General features: G+C 36.3%; 13 protein-coding genes and 2 tRNA genes. 9 read left to right on the forward strand and 6 right to left on the reverse strand.

Annotated elements, in window-relative coordinates; genetic code table 11:
- Window positions 1-65: 65 nt before the first annotated feature.
- A complete protein-coding gene (gene sppA / locus B2145_RS08580) occupies window positions 66-1,826 on the reverse strand; it encodes a signal peptide peptidase SppA (RefSeq protein WP_291100980.1) in 1,761 nt (586 codons plus the stop codon).
- 135 nt (window positions 1,827-1,961) lie between these two features.
- On the opposite strand from sppA, the gene folK reads away from it, so the two are divergent.
- Window positions 1,962-2,474, forward strand: a complete 513-nt coding sequence (gene folK, locus B2145_RS08585; protein ID WP_291100983.1) for a 2-amino-4-hydroxy-6-hydroxymethyldihydropteridine diphosphokinase — start codon at window positions 1,962-1,964, stop codon at window positions 2,472-2,474.
- A gap of 166 nt (window positions 2,475-2,640) precedes the next feature.
- Here folK and B2145_RS08590 read toward each other — a convergent pair whose 3' ends face one another.
- The 3 genes from B2145_RS08590 to B2145_RS08600 form a co-directional block, all read right to left on the reverse strand.
- Window positions 2,641-7,077, reverse strand: a complete 4,437-nt coding sequence (locus B2145_RS08590) for a T9SS type B sorting domain-containing protein (protein ID WP_291100987.1) — start codon at window positions 7,075-7,077, stop codon at window positions 2,641-2,643.
- Between the two features lie 90 nt (window positions 7,078-7,167).
- Complete coding sequence (locus B2145_RS08595) at window positions 7,168-7,704, reverse strand: RNA methyltransferase (protein WP_291100990.1); 537 nt, start codon at window positions 7,702-7,704, stop codon at window positions 7,168-7,170.
- Between the two features lie 72 nt (window positions 7,705-7,776).
- Window positions 7,777-8,223, reverse strand: a complete 447-nt coding sequence (locus B2145_RS08600) for a DUF1573 domain-containing protein (RefSeq protein ID WP_291100993.1) — start codon at window positions 8,221-8,223, stop codon at window positions 7,777-7,779.
- A gap of 152 nt (window positions 8,224-8,375) precedes the next feature.
- On the opposite strand from B2145_RS08600, the gene mutS reads away from it, so the two are divergent.
- The 3 genes from mutS (at window position 8,376) to B2145_RS08615 (ending at window position 11,422) form a co-directional block, all read left to right on the forward strand.
- Window positions 8,376-10,982, forward strand: a complete 2,607-nt coding sequence (gene mutS / locus B2145_RS08605) for a DNA mismatch repair protein MutS (protein ID WP_291100996.1) — start codon at window positions 8,376-8,378, stop codon at window positions 10,980-10,982.
- A 145-nt stretch (window positions 10,983-11,127) separates the two neighbouring features.
- A tRNA-Gly gene (locus B2145_RS08610) sits at window positions 11,128-11,200 on the forward strand.
- 136 nt (window positions 11,201-11,336) lie between these two features.
- Window positions 11,337-11,422: transfer RNA gene (locus B2145_RS08615), tRNA-Leu, on the forward strand.
- Between the two features lie 261 nt (window positions 11,423-11,683).
- Here B2145_RS08615 and B2145_RS08620 read toward each other — a convergent pair.
- A complete protein-coding gene (locus B2145_RS08620; RefSeq protein WP_291100999.1) occupies window positions 11,684-11,884 on the reverse strand; it encodes a hypothetical protein in 201 nt (66 codons plus the stop codon).
- A 344-nt stretch (window positions 11,885-12,228) separates the two neighbouring features.
- Window positions 12,229-13,473, reverse strand: coding sequence for a 3-deoxy-D-manno-octulosonic acid transferase (locus B2145_RS08625; protein WP_291101032.1), 1,245 nt, complete (start codon window positions 13,471-13,473; stop codon window positions 12,229-12,231).
- Window positions 13,474-13,702: 229 nt separating this feature from the next.
- On the opposite strand from B2145_RS08625, the gene B2145_RS08630 reads away from it, so the two are divergent.
- From B2145_RS08630 to B2145_RS08650, 5 genes are all read left to right on the forward strand, one after another.
- Window positions 13,703-14,836, forward strand: coding sequence for a DegT/DnrJ/EryC1/StrS family aminotransferase (locus B2145_RS08630; RefSeq protein WP_291101002.1), 1,134 nt, complete (start codon window positions 13,703-13,705; stop codon window positions 14,834-14,836).
- Window positions 14,837-14,838: 2 nt separating this feature from the next.
- Complete coding sequence (locus B2145_RS08635; protein ID WP_291101005.1) at window positions 14,839-15,285, forward strand: nuclear transport factor 2 family protein; 447 nt, start codon at window positions 14,839-14,841, stop codon at window positions 15,283-15,285.
- A gap of 8 nt (window positions 15,286-15,293) precedes the next feature.
- The gene (gene galE / locus B2145_RS08640; RefSeq protein ID WP_291101008.1) at window positions 15,294-16,307 is read left to right on the forward strand and encodes a UDP-glucose 4-epimerase GalE; all 1,014 of its coding nucleotides are present in this window, start codon (window positions 15,294-15,296) and stop codon (window positions 16,305-16,307) included.
- A gap of 101 nt (window positions 16,308-16,408) precedes the next feature.
- Complete coding sequence (locus B2145_RS08645; protein ID WP_291101011.1) at window positions 16,409-16,615, forward strand: hypothetical protein; 207 nt, start codon at window positions 16,409-16,411, stop codon at window positions 16,613-16,615.
- A complete protein-coding gene (locus tag B2145_RS08650; protein ID WP_291101014.1) occupies window positions 16,600-16,926 on the forward strand; it encodes a hypothetical protein in 327 nt (108 codons plus the stop codon). The genes B2145_RS08645 and B2145_RS08650 overlap by 16 nt, the downstream gene beginning before the upstream one ends.
- Window positions 16,927-17,057 lie beyond the last annotated feature (131 nt).

Raw genomic sequence — 17,057 nt, forward strand, 5'->3', positions numbered from 1 at the left:
CCAGAATAAAAAAATCCGTTCAATAATTTTATTGAACGGATTAATATATAGCGACACGGTATAATTTATTGAATAGTAATTTCAAAAGGCATCATTGCCTGAATTCCTTTTTGAGATTGGACTCTTTTTATCTGCTCCATTATTTTAAAGGTTTCCTCTCCTAATTCTTCTTTTATAAAGTTTTCTTTAGATTTTGCAAATGGCAGATGCTCTAAAATATCGTTTATATCTTTTTCGAATTCCGGATAATTTTGGGTGTTGTATTTTTTTACTTTTGCCAAGGCTGCAGCCTCGTGAACGGCGTCGTCCATACTGCCAATTTTATCGACAAGTCCTATTTTTACGGCTTCAGAACCAGCCCAAACTCTTCCCTGTGCAATAGCATCCACTTGAGCAAATGTCATTTTTCGTCCTTCGGCAACGTGCGTTACAAATGTTTTGTAAATATGTTCCACACCCTCAAGTGTAACGGCTTTGAATTTTTCGTCCAAGGGTAAAAACGGACTGTATTCGGCGGCGTTTTCATTGGTTTTTACCTGTTCTGAATGCAAGCCAATTTTTGTTGCCAGCTGGGTAAAATTCGGCAATATTCCAAAAACACCTATTGAACCGGTGATGGTGCTGTTTTCGGCAAAAATTTTATTGGCGTTACAAGCAATATAATATCCTCCGGAAGCGGCATAATTTCCCATGGAGACTACCACGGGTTTCACTTTTTTGGTCAATTCGATTTCTCTCCAAATCAAATCGGATGTCAAGGCATTCCCGCCGGGACTATTAATTCGAAGCACGATGGCTTTTACATTCTTGTCTTCTCTTGCTTCTTTTAATGAGCGACGCATCGAGCCTTCGCCAATAACGTTAACATCGCCTTCGCCACTTTTGATTTCTCCTTGTGCATAAATAATGGCGATTTTATCTTTAGTTTCCAAGGTTTTCGAAGTGGTGGCCACTTTTCTGGCATAATCCATAACACTTATTTTGTTGTAATCATCGTCTTTGTCCACTTTCAAGGCTTTTTTGATGGCATTATGATAGACATCTTCGTAAGCCACAACATCCACTAGTTTTTGAGCTTTTGCCATTTCGGGTGTTCTGGCAAGAAGTCCGCTGGCAATTTCGTTCAATTTTGCCACGGAAACATTTCTGCTTTTCGAGATGTCGTTTGTGACGCTACTCCAAACGGCATTCAACAATGCCAAAGTTTGTTCTCTGTTGGCATCACTCATTTTGTTTTCAAGAAAAGGTTCTACGGCACTTTTGTACTTTCCGTGGCGTATTACTTCCATTTTGACGCCGGTTTTATCCTGAAAATCCTTGAAAAACATGATTTCGGCTGATAATCCCTTGAAATCCAAATCGCCAACTGGATTCAAGTAAACCGTATTGGCAACAGAATTCAAATAATATTCCTTTTGAGAATAAGAATTGGCATAAGCCATAACAAATTTCCCTGATTTTTTAAAATCTTCCAATGCGTCACGCAATGATTTTCTTTGAGCTATTCCTAAAGAAGATTCGTCATTTAAAATCGAAATTCCTTTGATGTCATTATCCGTTTTTGCTTTTTCGATGGCGTTGATAATATCTGTAAGACCTACTTTTTCTCCATCGGACAAAATGGTCATCCAAGGATCCTTGTATTTTCCGGCATAGTCGTTTTTAATGTGTTCCAAGTTGAGTTCGATGACCGAATTGCTTTTTACTTCCACAATTTCGGTATCACCACTAAAAATGGTGACAATAATTATTATTCCAAAAACGAACAACATTAAAAAAACAAAAATACCAACAACGGTCGCCAATACATTTCCCAGGAATTTCATAATCATATTTTTTAATAAGTAGCAAAAAAGGTTGAAATGTTACAAATTTAAATTTAAAAACCGTAAAATTAGTTATCAACACGTCGTGCAAATATAGTTCTATTCTAAAATTGTTTTAGTTAATTTGTGGTTAATATGAAACCACAACATCAGATCGTTTTATCTCTAGGAACGAATCAGGGCAATCGTCTTGAAAACATAAAGCATTGCTTGCAATTGATACATCAGGAAATTGGAACGGTGATCAAGGTTTCAAGGCTATATGAAACGCCGTCTTGGGGTTTTGACAGCGATGCATTCTATAATTGTGCCTTGGTTTTGCATACTTTTGATTCGGCGCACAAAATTTTAACTACAATTTTGAAGATTGAAAGACAATTGGGTCGTGTTCGTGGCGATACGTTAGGCTATCAATCTCGGATTATCGACATCGATTTGATTACTTTCGATTCAGCAATTGTTGATTCCGAAGAGCTCCAGATTCCACATCCGTTGATGCAAAACAGAAAGTTTGTTTTGCTGCCAATGCTGGATTTGAATTTAGACTGGAAACATCCCGTTTTTCAAAAAAATATATCGGAACTGCTTGAAATATCGCCAGATCAAAGTGTTTGTAAAGTAGTACAGGATTTAGAAAGTCCAGTGTAGGGACTATTGGAGTGAAAAAAACAACTTTGACTACAAAAATAGCCGAAGATTTTAAGACTAAACAAAGAGGGTTCTGATTGTGATTTTGTTAAAAATCAGGAAGACGATCTTTCTATTTTGGACGAAATCCAAAAGAAAATTAGCAAAGAAAAATCCAATTCAATTTTTACCTTTTTAACGAAAAATGACCTTTTGCCTCTCTGCCGTCTTCTAATTTTAGGGTAAACCAATAATCATCTGAAGGTAAAGGGGTTCCGTTGAAGGTGCCATCCCAACCTTGATTTAAATAAGGAACCCACTGTTTTATGAGTTTCCCATACCGGTCAAAAATGTAGATTATCGATTTTGAATTGTAAGTTGCATTCACTCCTTTTACACTCCAATAATCGTTGTAACCGTCATTGTTCGGAGTAAAGAATTTTGGAGCGCCTATTACGGCAACAGTTTTACTGACAACGCCACAACCATTTTTGTCATTGATAAAAACTTCGTGAATTCCTGCGGGTACATTATCAAAGAAATTGGAGTCTTGCCAAAATCCGCTAGGTTCATCCAAGCTAAATTCGTATTTTCCTTTTCCCGTTACATTTACGGTAACTGTATTTATATCGGTTAAATCCACAATTTCAATGCTTTCAATATGTGCCAAATCCGAAGCGGTAACTTTTATGGTTCGAATTCTACTGCAACCAGAACCATTTGTTACCTCGACAGTGAAAGTTCCTTCGGTATTAACGGGTAATGTTGGTGCAGTTTTACCTATCAAAACGCTTCCGTCTTTTGACCAAACGTAGGTGTAATTGCTTGTAGAAGATCCATCTTGAATTCCTGCATCGAGTTGTACAAAAAAAGCGGGAAGATTAGAACAAACCAATTCATTTTCGCCGCCATTGGTATTCAAATTGATTTTTGGAATTGGATTAACGACAAAATTTAAAGTTGTTGTTGCAGTACAGTTCGTGTTTATAGGATTTTTTACTGTGACAGTTATATTTTGAGTTCCTGTTACAAACGGATTTGGTAAAGGACTCGGCAGCAGATTGCCATTTTTATCAAAATAGTTAACAGTCATTCCGGTTTGTCCTCCCAGAATAGTGGCTTCGAATGTTGATGTATCAAAAGCGAATTTCCCATCTTGATTCAAAGGATCCAGTTCGTCATCACAGGTCGTTGTTAGGGTTGGAGCAATAGCGAAAGCTTGAGGTAAAACGTCAACAATAAATTGAATGTTTGTTTCGTCATAACATTTTAAAGTTGTTTTGTTCGTCACAACGGCTTTTATCGTTTGTGATTTTGTTGTGAAACTAGCTGGAAATTGACTGGTGATTAAAATTCCATTTACATCTTTTAATGGATTATTTGCAGCATCAAAATAAGCAACCGATACATTTGTTTGTCCTTTTAATAAAGTAGACTCAAGAGAGCTAGTGTTAAAAGTGACTATTCCATCTTGATTGTCATCACATTGCCTTGGAATTGTCACTGAATTGGCAAAAGGTAAAGCCTCGACATTTAAAGTAATATAAGGGCCTAATCCAACGCAAGAATTGTCAAAACTACTTTCTACTCTGACCCAAATATCCTGTGAATTGGGATACTCAATATTTCTATAATTTGAAATATCGGCAATTACATTGAGTTGGGCTAAGGCGTCAGCTTTGTTTCTGTAGTAATTAATAGTGTAGTCTTGAGTTAGGGGTAGTTGGGCTAGTATTGTTGCTTTTGTCCAAGAAAAATCAAAAGTTGCAATTCCGTCCCTATTGTCATTGTTGGCATTATTGTTTCCGTTAGTATCTAAAAAATCATCGCAAACAGGAGGTACTGTGATTTTATAAGAAGGAAGAAGATTGGTTGTAGGAACTTTTAATGTTAGTTTGGCAACACTAAAACAACCGGTATTTTTATTGGCAACTCTCGCCCAAACATCCATTGTGGATGGTGTTGTATTTTCAAAAGCCAAATCATTTGAAATTAGATCGGTTGACAGACGATTATTCGCTCCAGCTGAAGAGGTGTAATAAGTAAAATTTTCATTCGTGTAATTTGCAGAAATTTCATTATTTTTTACTGTCAAATTAAAAAGAGTCTTTCCGTCCGAAAACAAGTCAGTATCACATTGAACAATGGTAACATTGTTGACGATTGGTAAAGGATTCACAACAAAATTCAGAGTTGTTGTTGCGGTGCAGTTTGTGTTTGTTGGATTTGTTACTGTTACTAAAACATTTTGAGTTCCGGTTATAAAAGTTGGCGCTAAAGTTGAAAGTTCAGTTCCGTTTTGTAAAGTATAAGTTACCGTCATTCCGGTTTGTCCTCCTAGAATGGTAGCCTGGAATGTAGAAGTGTCAAATGCAAATTTTCCGTCTTGATTAATAGGATTTGGTTCGTCATCACAGGTCGTGGTTAAGGATGCAGGAACGGCAAAAGCTTCCGGTAAATCGTCCACAATAAATGGAATGGTTGTTTCGTCAAAACAGTGTAAAGGGGAATTGTTTGTCACAACGGCTTTTATGGTTTGTGATGTTGTGGTGAAACTGGTGGGGAATGGACTAATAATCAAATTTCCGTTTGCATCTTTTAACGGATTATTGGTTTGGTCAAAATAAGTAACTGTCACGTTTGTTTGTCCATTTAATAAAGTAGACTCAAGGGCAGCAGTGTTAAAAGTGAATTTTCCATCTTGATTGTCATCGCATTGCCTTGGAATTATTACCGAATTCGCAGTAGGTAATGGATTAACGGTTACTGTGACCGGAGTTCTCGGAGTACATCCGTTATCAATATAATAGGTGGTGGTAGTATAAAGTTGGGGAGTTGTGTAACTATTGCCAGTTCCTAGGAAAGTACCATTTGAAGCAGCATCATACCAGTTTATTGTTCCAGTTGTTGTGCTTGCTTGAAGCGTAGTAGTTGATGATGCACAAATAGTAGGACTTGGTGTTGTCACTGTAATTTTTGCCATTGTCATTGTAGTACTCGCCGAAATTTGAAGAGTTGGATCTCCAGGCATTCCTCCATATTCTACAATATATCCTTTAGGTTGATAATCTCCACTTAGTTGGCCTGAATTGGATAAATCATTCCAAGTGCCTGGAACTCCTGGAACATTATTTGATTTAATATGTGCATAATCTTCATCTCCAGCTTGGTTAGGCTCGTTATTGTCGGTGTTCCAATAGGCGAAATTAGGTGTTGAACCATTACCTGTTCCATTCCAAAAAACAATTCCTGCTCCTCCATTAGCGAGGCCTTCAGGGCCGGTTACCCATCTCCAAGTGCCTTCTACTGCGGCATCACTACCACCAATCCATCCTGCTCCATTAGCTTGTTCACCTGATAATTTTGCTTCGTCCAATGATAAAAGTGTGGCTAAATAGCCTTTCAACCCATAATAATTAAGCAATTCAGCTGCTGCTTTTGCATCAGTCCATTTAATACCTATGCTTGAAACAAATTGATAATAATGTCCAGTGGACGGAAGATAATTGGCCTGACCAATAGTGATAGAGAAATTTCTAACTCCTGATGGCGAAGTTGATGAATTACTAAATTCAACATCTTTTATAGCAGCAACAAAATCTGTGTAAGGAATTTTTAGACCTGACGGACTGTATAATTTTAATTTTCCTGCTGCAACATCCCAACTTGTGGTAATGTTTAAATGTGCAGTTGGATTGGCAAGAGTTAATTGATCTTGACCGTTTACATATCCCGAAGACACCTGAATATAAACAGCATCAGTACTAGGTTCAGCGGGATCATTTGTTATGGATATAGTTTGGGCTATTTTTAAAGATGTTCCTGGGCAATAGATTTGATTGTCTGTTGCTGTGATTACGGGGGGAGTTATGGATGCTATTTTGCTACAGTTTTCAGAATAACTTGCAGTTGTGTCTTTATAGTAAGACCAGTTGGTGTCAGAATATGCTGTATTATCAACTTGTATGCAGTTGAGATTGGGGTTAAATTGTAACAACACACCTGCTCCACCCATCGCAACATTATTCCCATTTTTTAAATTTAGATTGATTAAATTATTATAAATACAATCAATATAAAGCAATAATTTATTATTTGAAACATCTAAACTTGTCAATTGATTCCTTCTGCAAATTAATAATCCCAGAGCCATGTTTTTAGAAACATCTAGGTTTGTTAATTGACTACCTCCACAATTTAAGTATTTCAATGCAGTATTTTTAGAAACATCTAGGTTTGTTAATTGACTACCTTCACAAACTAAATTAGTCAACTTTAAATTTTTGCTAACATCTAAACTAGTTAATTTATTAAGCGTACAATCTAAATATTCCAAAGAAGTATTTTTTGATAGGTCGATACTAGTAAATAAATTTTGACCACATTCTAAAGTTTTTAAGCTCACAAAACTTTGTATGCCAGTTAAATCCATAATGTTTTCTCCAAACAAATTCAAATCAGTCAATCCAATAATGTTTGCCTTAAGTACCTTGCCGTCAATAACACCACTATCGATACCTTTATTAATAAGTGCTTTTTCAAAATTTGCATCTGGAATTGCAGTATATTGGGCGTGTCCAAAAAAATTAGATAGAAGTAAAACAAGAAAGAGTAATTTTTTCATGGCAAATTAATTTGCAAAAAATAATTAGGTCAATTATATGATAAATTGGCTAATTAAATGGTTTTGTGTAAAACAAATGTTTTAACAAATCTACAAATTCCAATTCATTTTTTCGAATAAATCCCAAACCACGATACCTGCACTTACCGAAATGTTTAAGGAATGTTTGGTTCCCAGTTGCGGAATTTCGATACAGCCGTCGCATAGTGCAACAGCGTCCTGCGATACTCCATACACTTCGTTTCCGAAAACCAAAGCGTATTTTTTATTTTTCTCCACTTTGAAATCTTGTAGAAAAATGGCACTTTCCACTTGTTCGATGGCAAGTACCGTAACACTTTCTTTTTTTAAGTTTTCAATAACTTTTAAAACATCCACGTTGTGTTCCCAAGTTACCGTTTCGGTGGCGCCGAGTGCCGTTTTGTGAATTTCCTTGTTTGGGGGAGTGGCAGTTATGCCGCACAAATATATTTTTTCAATCAAAAAAGCATCTGCCGTCCTAAATACCGAACCAATATTGTGTAAACTGCGAACATCATCCAGCACCAAAATAAGAGGGGTTTTTTCTGATTGTTTAAAAGCCTCAATGGATTTTCGACCGAGTTCGCTGTTTTCTAGCTTTCTCATATTCTTTGGCAATAAATTATAAAAAAGGCTTCCTAGTTATAGGAAGCCTTTAGGTTATTTCTAATAGAAAAACTATTTTGTTGGGTCTGGCAAAACTGTCCCTTTTATAGTAAGTACTTTTGATGGCATTCCTTCAGCATTTGAAGACACCGTAACTGTTTTTGTAAAAGCACCAATTCTGTCAGTTGCATATCTTACGCCAATGACACCTCTTGCACCTGGGGCAATTGGTTCTTTAGGTGTAGTAGGAACAGTACATCCGCATGATCCTTGAGTATTTGTGATGATCAATGGTTTGTTACCATTGTTTGTAAATTCAAATTTGCGATTTGGCTCAGCATTGTGTGCAATTGTTCCGTAATCGATAGTTTCAGTGTCAAAAACCATTCCGGCACCTTGTACTTTTGGAGTTGTAACCGCTGCTGTTTTTTTAATAGATTTTGTGATTTTTGCAGTTTCTTGTGCATTAGAAAAAGTAAATGCCAAAAGAGCTATTGAAAGTGTAATTATTTTTTTCATCTTTAATTTTTTTTAAAATTGAAAGACAAATTTATGTAAAAAATCGAAACTACATCTTAAATTTTCCTTAAAAATATTTTAAATTTCTCCAAGGTTAATTATTCCCCATAAAATATATAAATTCGCTTTCTAGTAAATTTAAAAAATAAATTTTGTCATCTAAAGAGAAATTGGTTAAGGAAACGCCTTTAATGAAGCAATATAACGAAATCAAAAGGAAATATCCTGATGCGTGTTTGTTGTTTCGAGTGGGGGATTTTTATGAAACATTTGGCGAAGATGCCGTTCGTGCTTCAAAAATTCTTGGAATTGTATTGACCAAGCGAGGTGCAGGTTCAGCTACCGAAACTGCTTTGGCTGGTTTCCCGCATCATTCCTTGAACACCTATTTGCCAAAATTAGTGAAAGCGGGGCTTCGGGTGGCGATTTGCGACCAACTCGAAGATCCAAAAATGACCAAAACCATCGTGAAACGTGGCGTGACGGAACTTGTCACACCAGGAGTTTCGATGAATGATGAGGTTTTACAATCGAAAACGAATAATTTTTTAGCGGCTGTTTATTTTGCCAATAAATCTATAGGGATTTCATTTTTGGATATTTCTACAGGTGAATTTCTCACTTCTCAAGGCAATGCCGAATACATTGACAAACTACTTCAAAATTTTAATCCCAGTGAAGTCCTGATTCCGAAAAATAATAAAAATGATTTTCGGGAAACTTTTGGTGATGATTACCACAATTTTTATCTGGAAGATTGGATTTATAAAGAGGATTACGCTTTCGAAATCCTGACCAAACATTTTCAAACAGCGTCCTTGAAAGGTTTTGGAATCGAAGAATTGCATGAAGGAATTATTGCTTCGGGGGCCATTTTATATTATTTATCCGAAACACAGCACAACAGAGTGCAGCATATTACAGCCATTCAACGTATTGCCGAAGACGAATATGTTTGGATGGATCGCTTTACGATTCGGAATCTTGAATTGTATCACAGTTATAACCCCAACGCAGTCACGCTTCTTGACGTTATTGATAAAACGCTTTCGCCAATGGGAGGTCGTTTGCTAAAACGATGGCTCGCTTTGCCTTTGAAAGACCAAAATAAAATTAAAAATCGCCACCAAGTGGTTTCCTATTTCAAAGAAAATCGGGAAGTTCTGAAGAGGATTCAGCATCAAATTAAACAAATTTCGGATTTAGAACGCTTGATTTCGAAAATTGCTACGGGAAAAGTTTCGCCTCGTGAAATCGTTTATCTCAAAGAATCCTTGGATGCAATTATTCCAATAAAGACTTTGGCGTTAGACAGTCCTCAAGAAGCGGTAAAAATTATTGGTGATAGCCTTCATAGTTGCGATTTATTGCGCGAAAAAATAAAAACAACCCTAAACCAAGACGCTCCTGTGGCGATTGCCAAAGGAAATGCTATAGCTAAAGGAATCAATGAAGAATTAGATGATTTGAGAGCTATTTCGACTTCTGGGAAGGAATTTTTGGAAGGAATTGAATTGCGTGAATCACAACGGACAGGGATTACCTCTTTAAAAATATCATTCAACAACGTATTTGGTTATTATATTGAAGTTCGAAATACGCATAAAGATAAAGTGCCGCCAGAATGGATTCGTAAACAAACCTTGGTCAATGCAGAGCGTTATATTACCGAGGAATTAAAGGAATATGAAACGAAAATCCTTGGTGCCGAAGAAAAAATTCATAAAATAGAGTCCGAATTATTCGAACAATTGGTGAGTTGGATTTCGACGTATATAAAACCAGTTCAAATGAATGCCAATTTGGTGGCGCAATTGGATTGTTTGTGTTCTTTCACGCAACTTGCCATCGAAAATAAATATGTTTGCCCTGAATTGGATGAAACTTTCGAGCTTGAAATAAAAAATGGAAGACATCCGGTTATCGAAAAGCAATTGCCGGTTGGAATGCCTTATATCGCCAATGATGTGTTCTTGGATAGAGAAACCCAACAATTGATTATGATTACCGGCCCCAATATGTCTGGGAAATCAGCAATTTTGCGTCAAACTGCCTTGATAGTGCTCTTGGCTCAAATGGGGAGTTTTGTTCCAGCAGATAGCGTGAGAATGGGAATTGTCGATAAAATATTCACCAGAGTTGGAGCTTCGGATAATATTTCGATGGGAGAATCCACCTTTATGGTCGAAATGAACGAAACGGCTTCTATCCTGAACAACATTTCGGATAGAAGTTTGGTATTGTTGGACGAAATTGGGAGAGGAACAAGTACTTATGACGGGATTTCCATCGCTTGGGCAATCGCCGAGTTTTTACACGAATACCCTTCAAAACCTAAAACACTTTTTGCGACGCATTACCACGAGCTGAATGAAATGAGTGAATCTTTGCCTAGAATCCAGAATTACAATGTTTCTGTCAAAGAGTTGAAAGATACGGTACTTTTTATTCGAAAACTGGTAAAAGGAGGAAGTGCGCATAGTTTTGGAATACACGTGGCAAAAATGGCCGGAATGCCGCAAATCGTGATCTTGAAGGCGCAAAAATTATTGAAAAAATTGGAAAAAGATCATTCAAGCGAAGTGTTGAGTGGAATTAAATCCACTAAGGATAAAATTCAAATGAGTTTCTTTAATCTTGACGATCCATTATTGGAAGAAATCAAGGAGGAGATTTTGAATCTGGACATAAACACCATTACCCCGGTGGAAGCCTTGATGAAACTCAATGAAATAAAAAGAATGTTGACCAAAAAATAGTTTCGCTGATTTTAAAGTTTGGGTTATCAGAAGGTTAACTTTGGGCTATGTATTTTTTATAAAAAACACTTGTGTAATTGAATTAATGTATTAAATTTGCATCCGCAATACGGTATAAGTATTGTGTTCTTTTTAGAATGTGAATGCGAAAATAGCTCAGTTGGTAGAGCGCGACCTTGCCAAGGTCGAGGTCGCGGGTTCGAGCCCCGTTTTTCGCTCAATACCATACTGCTGAATGGCGTTATATTTAATTTTATAAAAATTAGATAAACATCAAAAAGCAAAAACGCTCGGATGGTGGCTATATTTAATTAATTTTTTATAAAAATTAGATATAACATCGAAAAGCAAAATGCTCGGATGGTGAAATTGGTAGACACGCTGGACTTAAAATCCAGTGAACAGCAATGTTCGTGCGGGTTCAAGTCCCGCTCTGAGTACTTAGTAAAACCGTAAAGACTTAATTGTTAATTCTTTGCGGTTTTTTTATGCCTACTCATTTTTTATGTTGATAGGATTTTCTAATCGAGTTTAAAGAAGTAATGTAAATTATTAAAAAAGCCATAGCACTTTTATGTGTATGGCTTTTTTGTTTTTCCTACAAATCTTGATTGATGATATTGATTTAATCAAGATTGTTTAGAAAAGGGCATAAAAAAAGCCACGCAAGCGTGGCATAATTTTTTTGTCGTAATTTAAAATTACTTCTTAACAGCTGGAGTAACAGCAGTTGTGTCAGTAACAACAGTAGTTGTAGTAGAATCAGTTACTACAGCAGTAGTGTCAACAACTACAGCAGTAGTGTCTACAGTAACTCCTTCAGTAGCTGCTGGTTCAGCTTTTTTACATGATACAACAGTCAACATAGCAACAACGGCTAAACTTAAAAATACTTTTTTCATCTTACTTTATTATAAAAGGTTAATTATTAATTCGGGGCAAAGATATAAATTTTTTAATAGTTAAAATATTTTTTCATATTTTTTTTAAAAAATAATATTCAATCACAATATTCTTTTTTATCCCAATTATAATGGGAAGGCAGCAATCTTTTGAAATAGTCTTCTTTTATTGGATAAATGATGTCACGCGCCGTTTTTTGCGGGATATAATTACAACTAATAATTTTGCCTGTAGCAGAACTGTCAGGGATTATTTACTATTCAAACTTTTGTTTTTATGGTAAAATTATGCAATTGTGGGTAGTTGTTGTTTTTTGTGCCATAAATAAAAAAGGACTACAAAATTAACATAATTTAGTTTGCGAAATATTCTTCATAATGATATTCGTTGCCCCTTTGTTCATCTGTACAAAAGTGTTGCAAATATGTCCTTTTTCATGTCGGATGTCATCATTGCTAAGCAAACTGAAAAAGGCTTCGTAAAGTTCGTTTTTATTCGAAACCGAAACACAGCCTCCCATATTTACCAAAGCCGTTGCTTCGGCAAAATGGCTGAAATTTGGACCAATAACTATTGGAACACCAAAAGTGGCAGGCTCGAGTATATTGTGAACCCCAGGATTCCCGAAACCTCCGCCTACGTAGGCAATATCGGCATAGCTGTAAATTTTTGTCAAAATTCCGATGGTGTCGATTATGAAAACATCAAAATCTGCCAGATTTTTACTTTCTTTTTCTGAAAATAAGACTGTTTTTTTGGAAATACTATTTTTTAACTCTTGAATTTGTTCTGCTTTAATGTTGTGTGGAGCAATGATGAATTTAACTTTTCCGGAAATTTGATTGATAAAATCAACTAGAAGGCTTTCGTCTTTCGGCCAAGAACTCCCAACAACAATGGTTAAGGTGTCGTTTTTGAATTGGGAAATAAAATCCAAAGAATTGTCTTTTTCCAAAATCGCGGCAACTCTATCAAAACGAGTGTCGCCAGAAACGGCTACGTTGGTCTTGCCTAATTGCAACAATAAATTTTTTGAACTTTCATTTTGCACAAAAAAATAGGTGAAAGTGTTCAGTGCTTTTCTGTAAAATCCGCCATACCATTTGAAGAACACCTGATTTTTTCTAAAAATCCCTGAAACCAGAAAGGTTGGCGTTCCAAGTTTCCGTAGTTCGTTCAAATAATTTGGCCAATATTCATATTTAATAAATAAAGCCATTTCTGGATGAACCAAAGCGAGAAATTGTTTTGCATTTTTTTTGGTATCCAAAGGCAAATACACCGTAACATCAGCAACCGAATTGTTTTTGCGCACTTCATAACCCGAAGGCGAAAAGAAAGTGAGCACGATTTTATGATTTGGATATTTCGCTTTTATTTTTTCGATTACGGGCAAACCTTGCTCGTATTCTCCTAGTGATGCGGCGTGAAACCAGATGGTCTTGTCAGAAGCCTTTATTTTTTGTTCCAAAACTGGAAAAACAACTTTCCGTCCATCCACAAAAAGTTTAATTTTAGGGCTGAAAAACGCCACGATTTTCAATAAAAAATCGGCGATTTGAACTATTAGATTATAAAGGAAAAGCATCATTACCATTTTGCGGCTAAAATACGTTTTCTTTATATTATTTTCTTCCTAAAGAAATATTTAAATTTTGGTTGTCAGGAACCCATTTTTTTATCCCATCGGAATAATATCTTTTTTAATGTGTGTTTCATTGGTTTAAACTCATTAAATAACTATTTTTGTTCTTCGTTTTGAGAAGGGGTTTGTTGTTTCAAGAAACCTTAAACTTTAAACTTTAAACAAAGAATAAATGAAAAAAATCCAAATGGTTGACCTAAAAAGTCAATACGATAAAATAAAAGACGCCGTAAATGCTTCCATTCAAGAAGTTCTCGACACCAATACTTATATCAATGGACCGCAAGTCCACCAATTTCAAAAAAATCTCGAAGAATATCTTGGCGTAAAGCACGTAATTCCTTGCGCAAATGGCACCGATGCTTTGCAAATTGCCATGATGGGACTGGATTTAAAACCCGGAGATGAGGTAATCACTGCCGATTTTACCTTTGCCGCAACCGTCGAAGTGATTGCTTTATTGCAACTCACGCCGGTTTTGGTCGACGTGGATTTGGTAAACATGAATATTTCCATCGAAGGAATAAAAAAAGCGATTACGCCAAAAACAAAAGCCATCGTTCCGGTACATTTGTTTGGTCGTACCGCCAATATGGAAGCGATAATGCAAATTGCGGCAGCGCACAATCTCTATGTTATAGAAGATAATGCGCAAGCCATTGGTGCCAACTGCAAGTTTTCTGACGGAACCAAAAAGAAAGCGGGAACCATTGGACACGTTGGGTCCACATCATTTTTCCCATCCAAAAATCTAGGGTGTTATGGTGATGGCGGTGCCATTTTTACCAATGACGATGCTTTGGCACACAAAATTAAGGGAATCGTAAACCACGGAATGTACGAACGATATCATCACGACGTGGTGGGCGTAAATTCGCGGTTAGACAGTGTTCAAGCTGCGGTTTTGAATGCAAAATTGCCACTTCTTGACCAGTACAATATTGCGCGTCGTGAAGCGGCGGCCAAATATAATTCGGCTTTTGCAGGACATTCAAAAATTGTAATTCCAGAGTTTGACAGTAACGAGAATGATCACGTTTTTCACCAATATACCTTGCGAATCATCAATGCCGACAGAGATGCATTGATGCAACATTTGTTAGGCAAAGGCATTCCATGTGCGATTTACTACCCAATTCCGTTGCACTTGCAAAAAGCCTATTTAGATTCACGATATAAAGAAGAGAATTTTTCAGTGACCAATCAACTGGTAAAAGAAGTGATTTCGTTACCAATGCACACAGAATTGGACGATGAACAAATCAAATTCATAACGGATAGTGTTTTGGAATTTTTAAATAAATAATTATGAAATATATTTTGGCAACAATTGCGGTAATTTTATTTCAATTTTCAGGTTGGTCTCAAAATAGTTCCAATAATAAGGAAGAAATAGCTGTTGCCTCTCGCGTCGAAACTTTGCGTCAAGCATTAATTGATGCTGATGGAGATAAATTAAAAGAATTAACTTCTGCTGATTTAAGTTACTGTCATTCTAGTGGAGTTGTTCAAAACCAAGCCGTTTTTATAGAAAAAATTGTTAATGGAGAATCTGATTTTGTAACAATTGATTTTCAAGATCAAACCATTGAAATTATTGGAGATGTCGCCATAGTTCGCCATAATTTAGCCGCTCATACCAAAGATAGCGGAATTGACAAGGATATAAAAATTGGGATAATGCTTGTTTGGCAAAAACAAAAAAATAAGTGGTTGTTAATTGCTAGACAAGCTTTTAAATTACCTACAACATAAAAATAAATATGAAAATACTAGTAACAGGAGGTTTAGGTTTTATCGGTTCGCATACCGTGGTCGAATTGCAAAATGAGGGTTTTGAAGTCATAATTATTGATGATCTTTCAAACTCATCATTGAAAGTATTGGACGGAATTGCCAATATTACAGGAATAAACACGGCATTCGAAAAGTTGGATTTGCGCGATAAAGCAAAAGTGCAGGATTTTTTCATAAGGCATCACGATATATCGGGAGTAATCCATTTTGCAGCTTCAAAAGCCGTTGGCGAAAGCGTTGGAAAACCGTTAGAGTATTATGAAAACAACATCAATACACTGGTTTATTTGCTACAGGAATTGCAGAAAAAACCGGAAGCCAACTTCATTTTCAGTTCGTCCTGCACGGTTTACGGTCAGGCCGAAAAAATGCCCATTACCGAAGACGCTTCCATACAACCAGCGATGTCACCTTACGGAAACACCAAACAAATAGGCGAGGAAATCATTACCGATGTCGCCAAAGTAACCAATATCAACGCGATTTTATTGAGATATTTCAACCCGATTGGTGCGCATCCATCAGCCGAAATTGGCGAATTGCCTATTGGCGTTCCACAGAATTTGGTGCCGTTTATTACCCAAACCGGTTTCGGATTGCGTCAAGAATTATCCGTTTACGGCGACGATTATCCAACGCCTGACGGAACCTGCATTCGCGATTACATTCACGTGGTCGATTTGGCGAAAGCCCACGTTATCGCTTTGCAACGACTATTGGATAAAAAGAATTTGGATAAAGTGGAAATCTTCAATCTGGGAACGGGAACAGGAAGTTCAGTGCTGGAAGTGATTCACGCTTTCGAGAAAGTAAGCGGACTAAAATTACCTTACAAGATCGTGCCACGTAGAGAAGGCGACATCACTTCGGCTTATGCCAATACCGATAAAGCGAATAATGTTCTAGGCTGGAAAGCGCAATTTACATTGGAAGAAGCTATGGCAAGCGCTTGGAAATGGGAACAGAAGATTAGGAGTTAGTGATCAGTTTTCAGTTGCATTTTTCAGTCCCAACTTGGTATCACGACGAGGGTAAAATTATAACCTAATTATTTGTAAATTTGCACTGTAACTTTTTGAGTATGAACTCTCCAAAGAAAAAATCAGAAAATATTGAACCGCTGTCTAAACTCGAAGAACCTTCGGTATCTTATCCTGTTTCCAATGCTAAAAAAGAAACGGCAAGCAAACCTGCTTTTGATTTTGACACCGAATTTGAAAATGGTTTTACTTTAGAAGAAGCCAAAGCTGAATCCATTAAACGAATCAGGGAATGGTGGGGAAAATAAAAATTATTTTCACGTCACAGGTAATTGATTTTCTTGATGAGTTGGTTCGTATTTTATACAAAAAAGAATACTTTGGTTTTATAGAAAATGCCGAAGAATATGTTTCGAAAATTTACGATGCTGTTCCTGAAAATATTAAATTAAGCATACACAAATCAACTCCCGAAAACTTAAAATATCTAGGCTCCAACTACGTTTTTTATAAAGCCAATAACCGAACCACTTGGTACATTTTCTTTGAAAAAAGAAACAATAAATTTTTGATTACTGGGATTATTAATAATCATTGTGAGGAAGCGAAGGAATTATAACTGATTAAAAATTATTGGTAATATATGTAAAAATCCTCACAAACATCAGTCTGTGAGAATTTTATTTTAGATTGCTTCGTTCCGATAGCTCCTATGTTTGCAAAGTTGTAAATTCCCAAAAAGAGATTGTT

This window comes from Flavobacterium sp. UBA5153 (assembly GCA_002413745.1).
Classification (GTDB): Bacteria; Bacteroidota; Bacteroidia; order Flavobacteriales; family Flavobacteriaceae; genus Flavobacterium.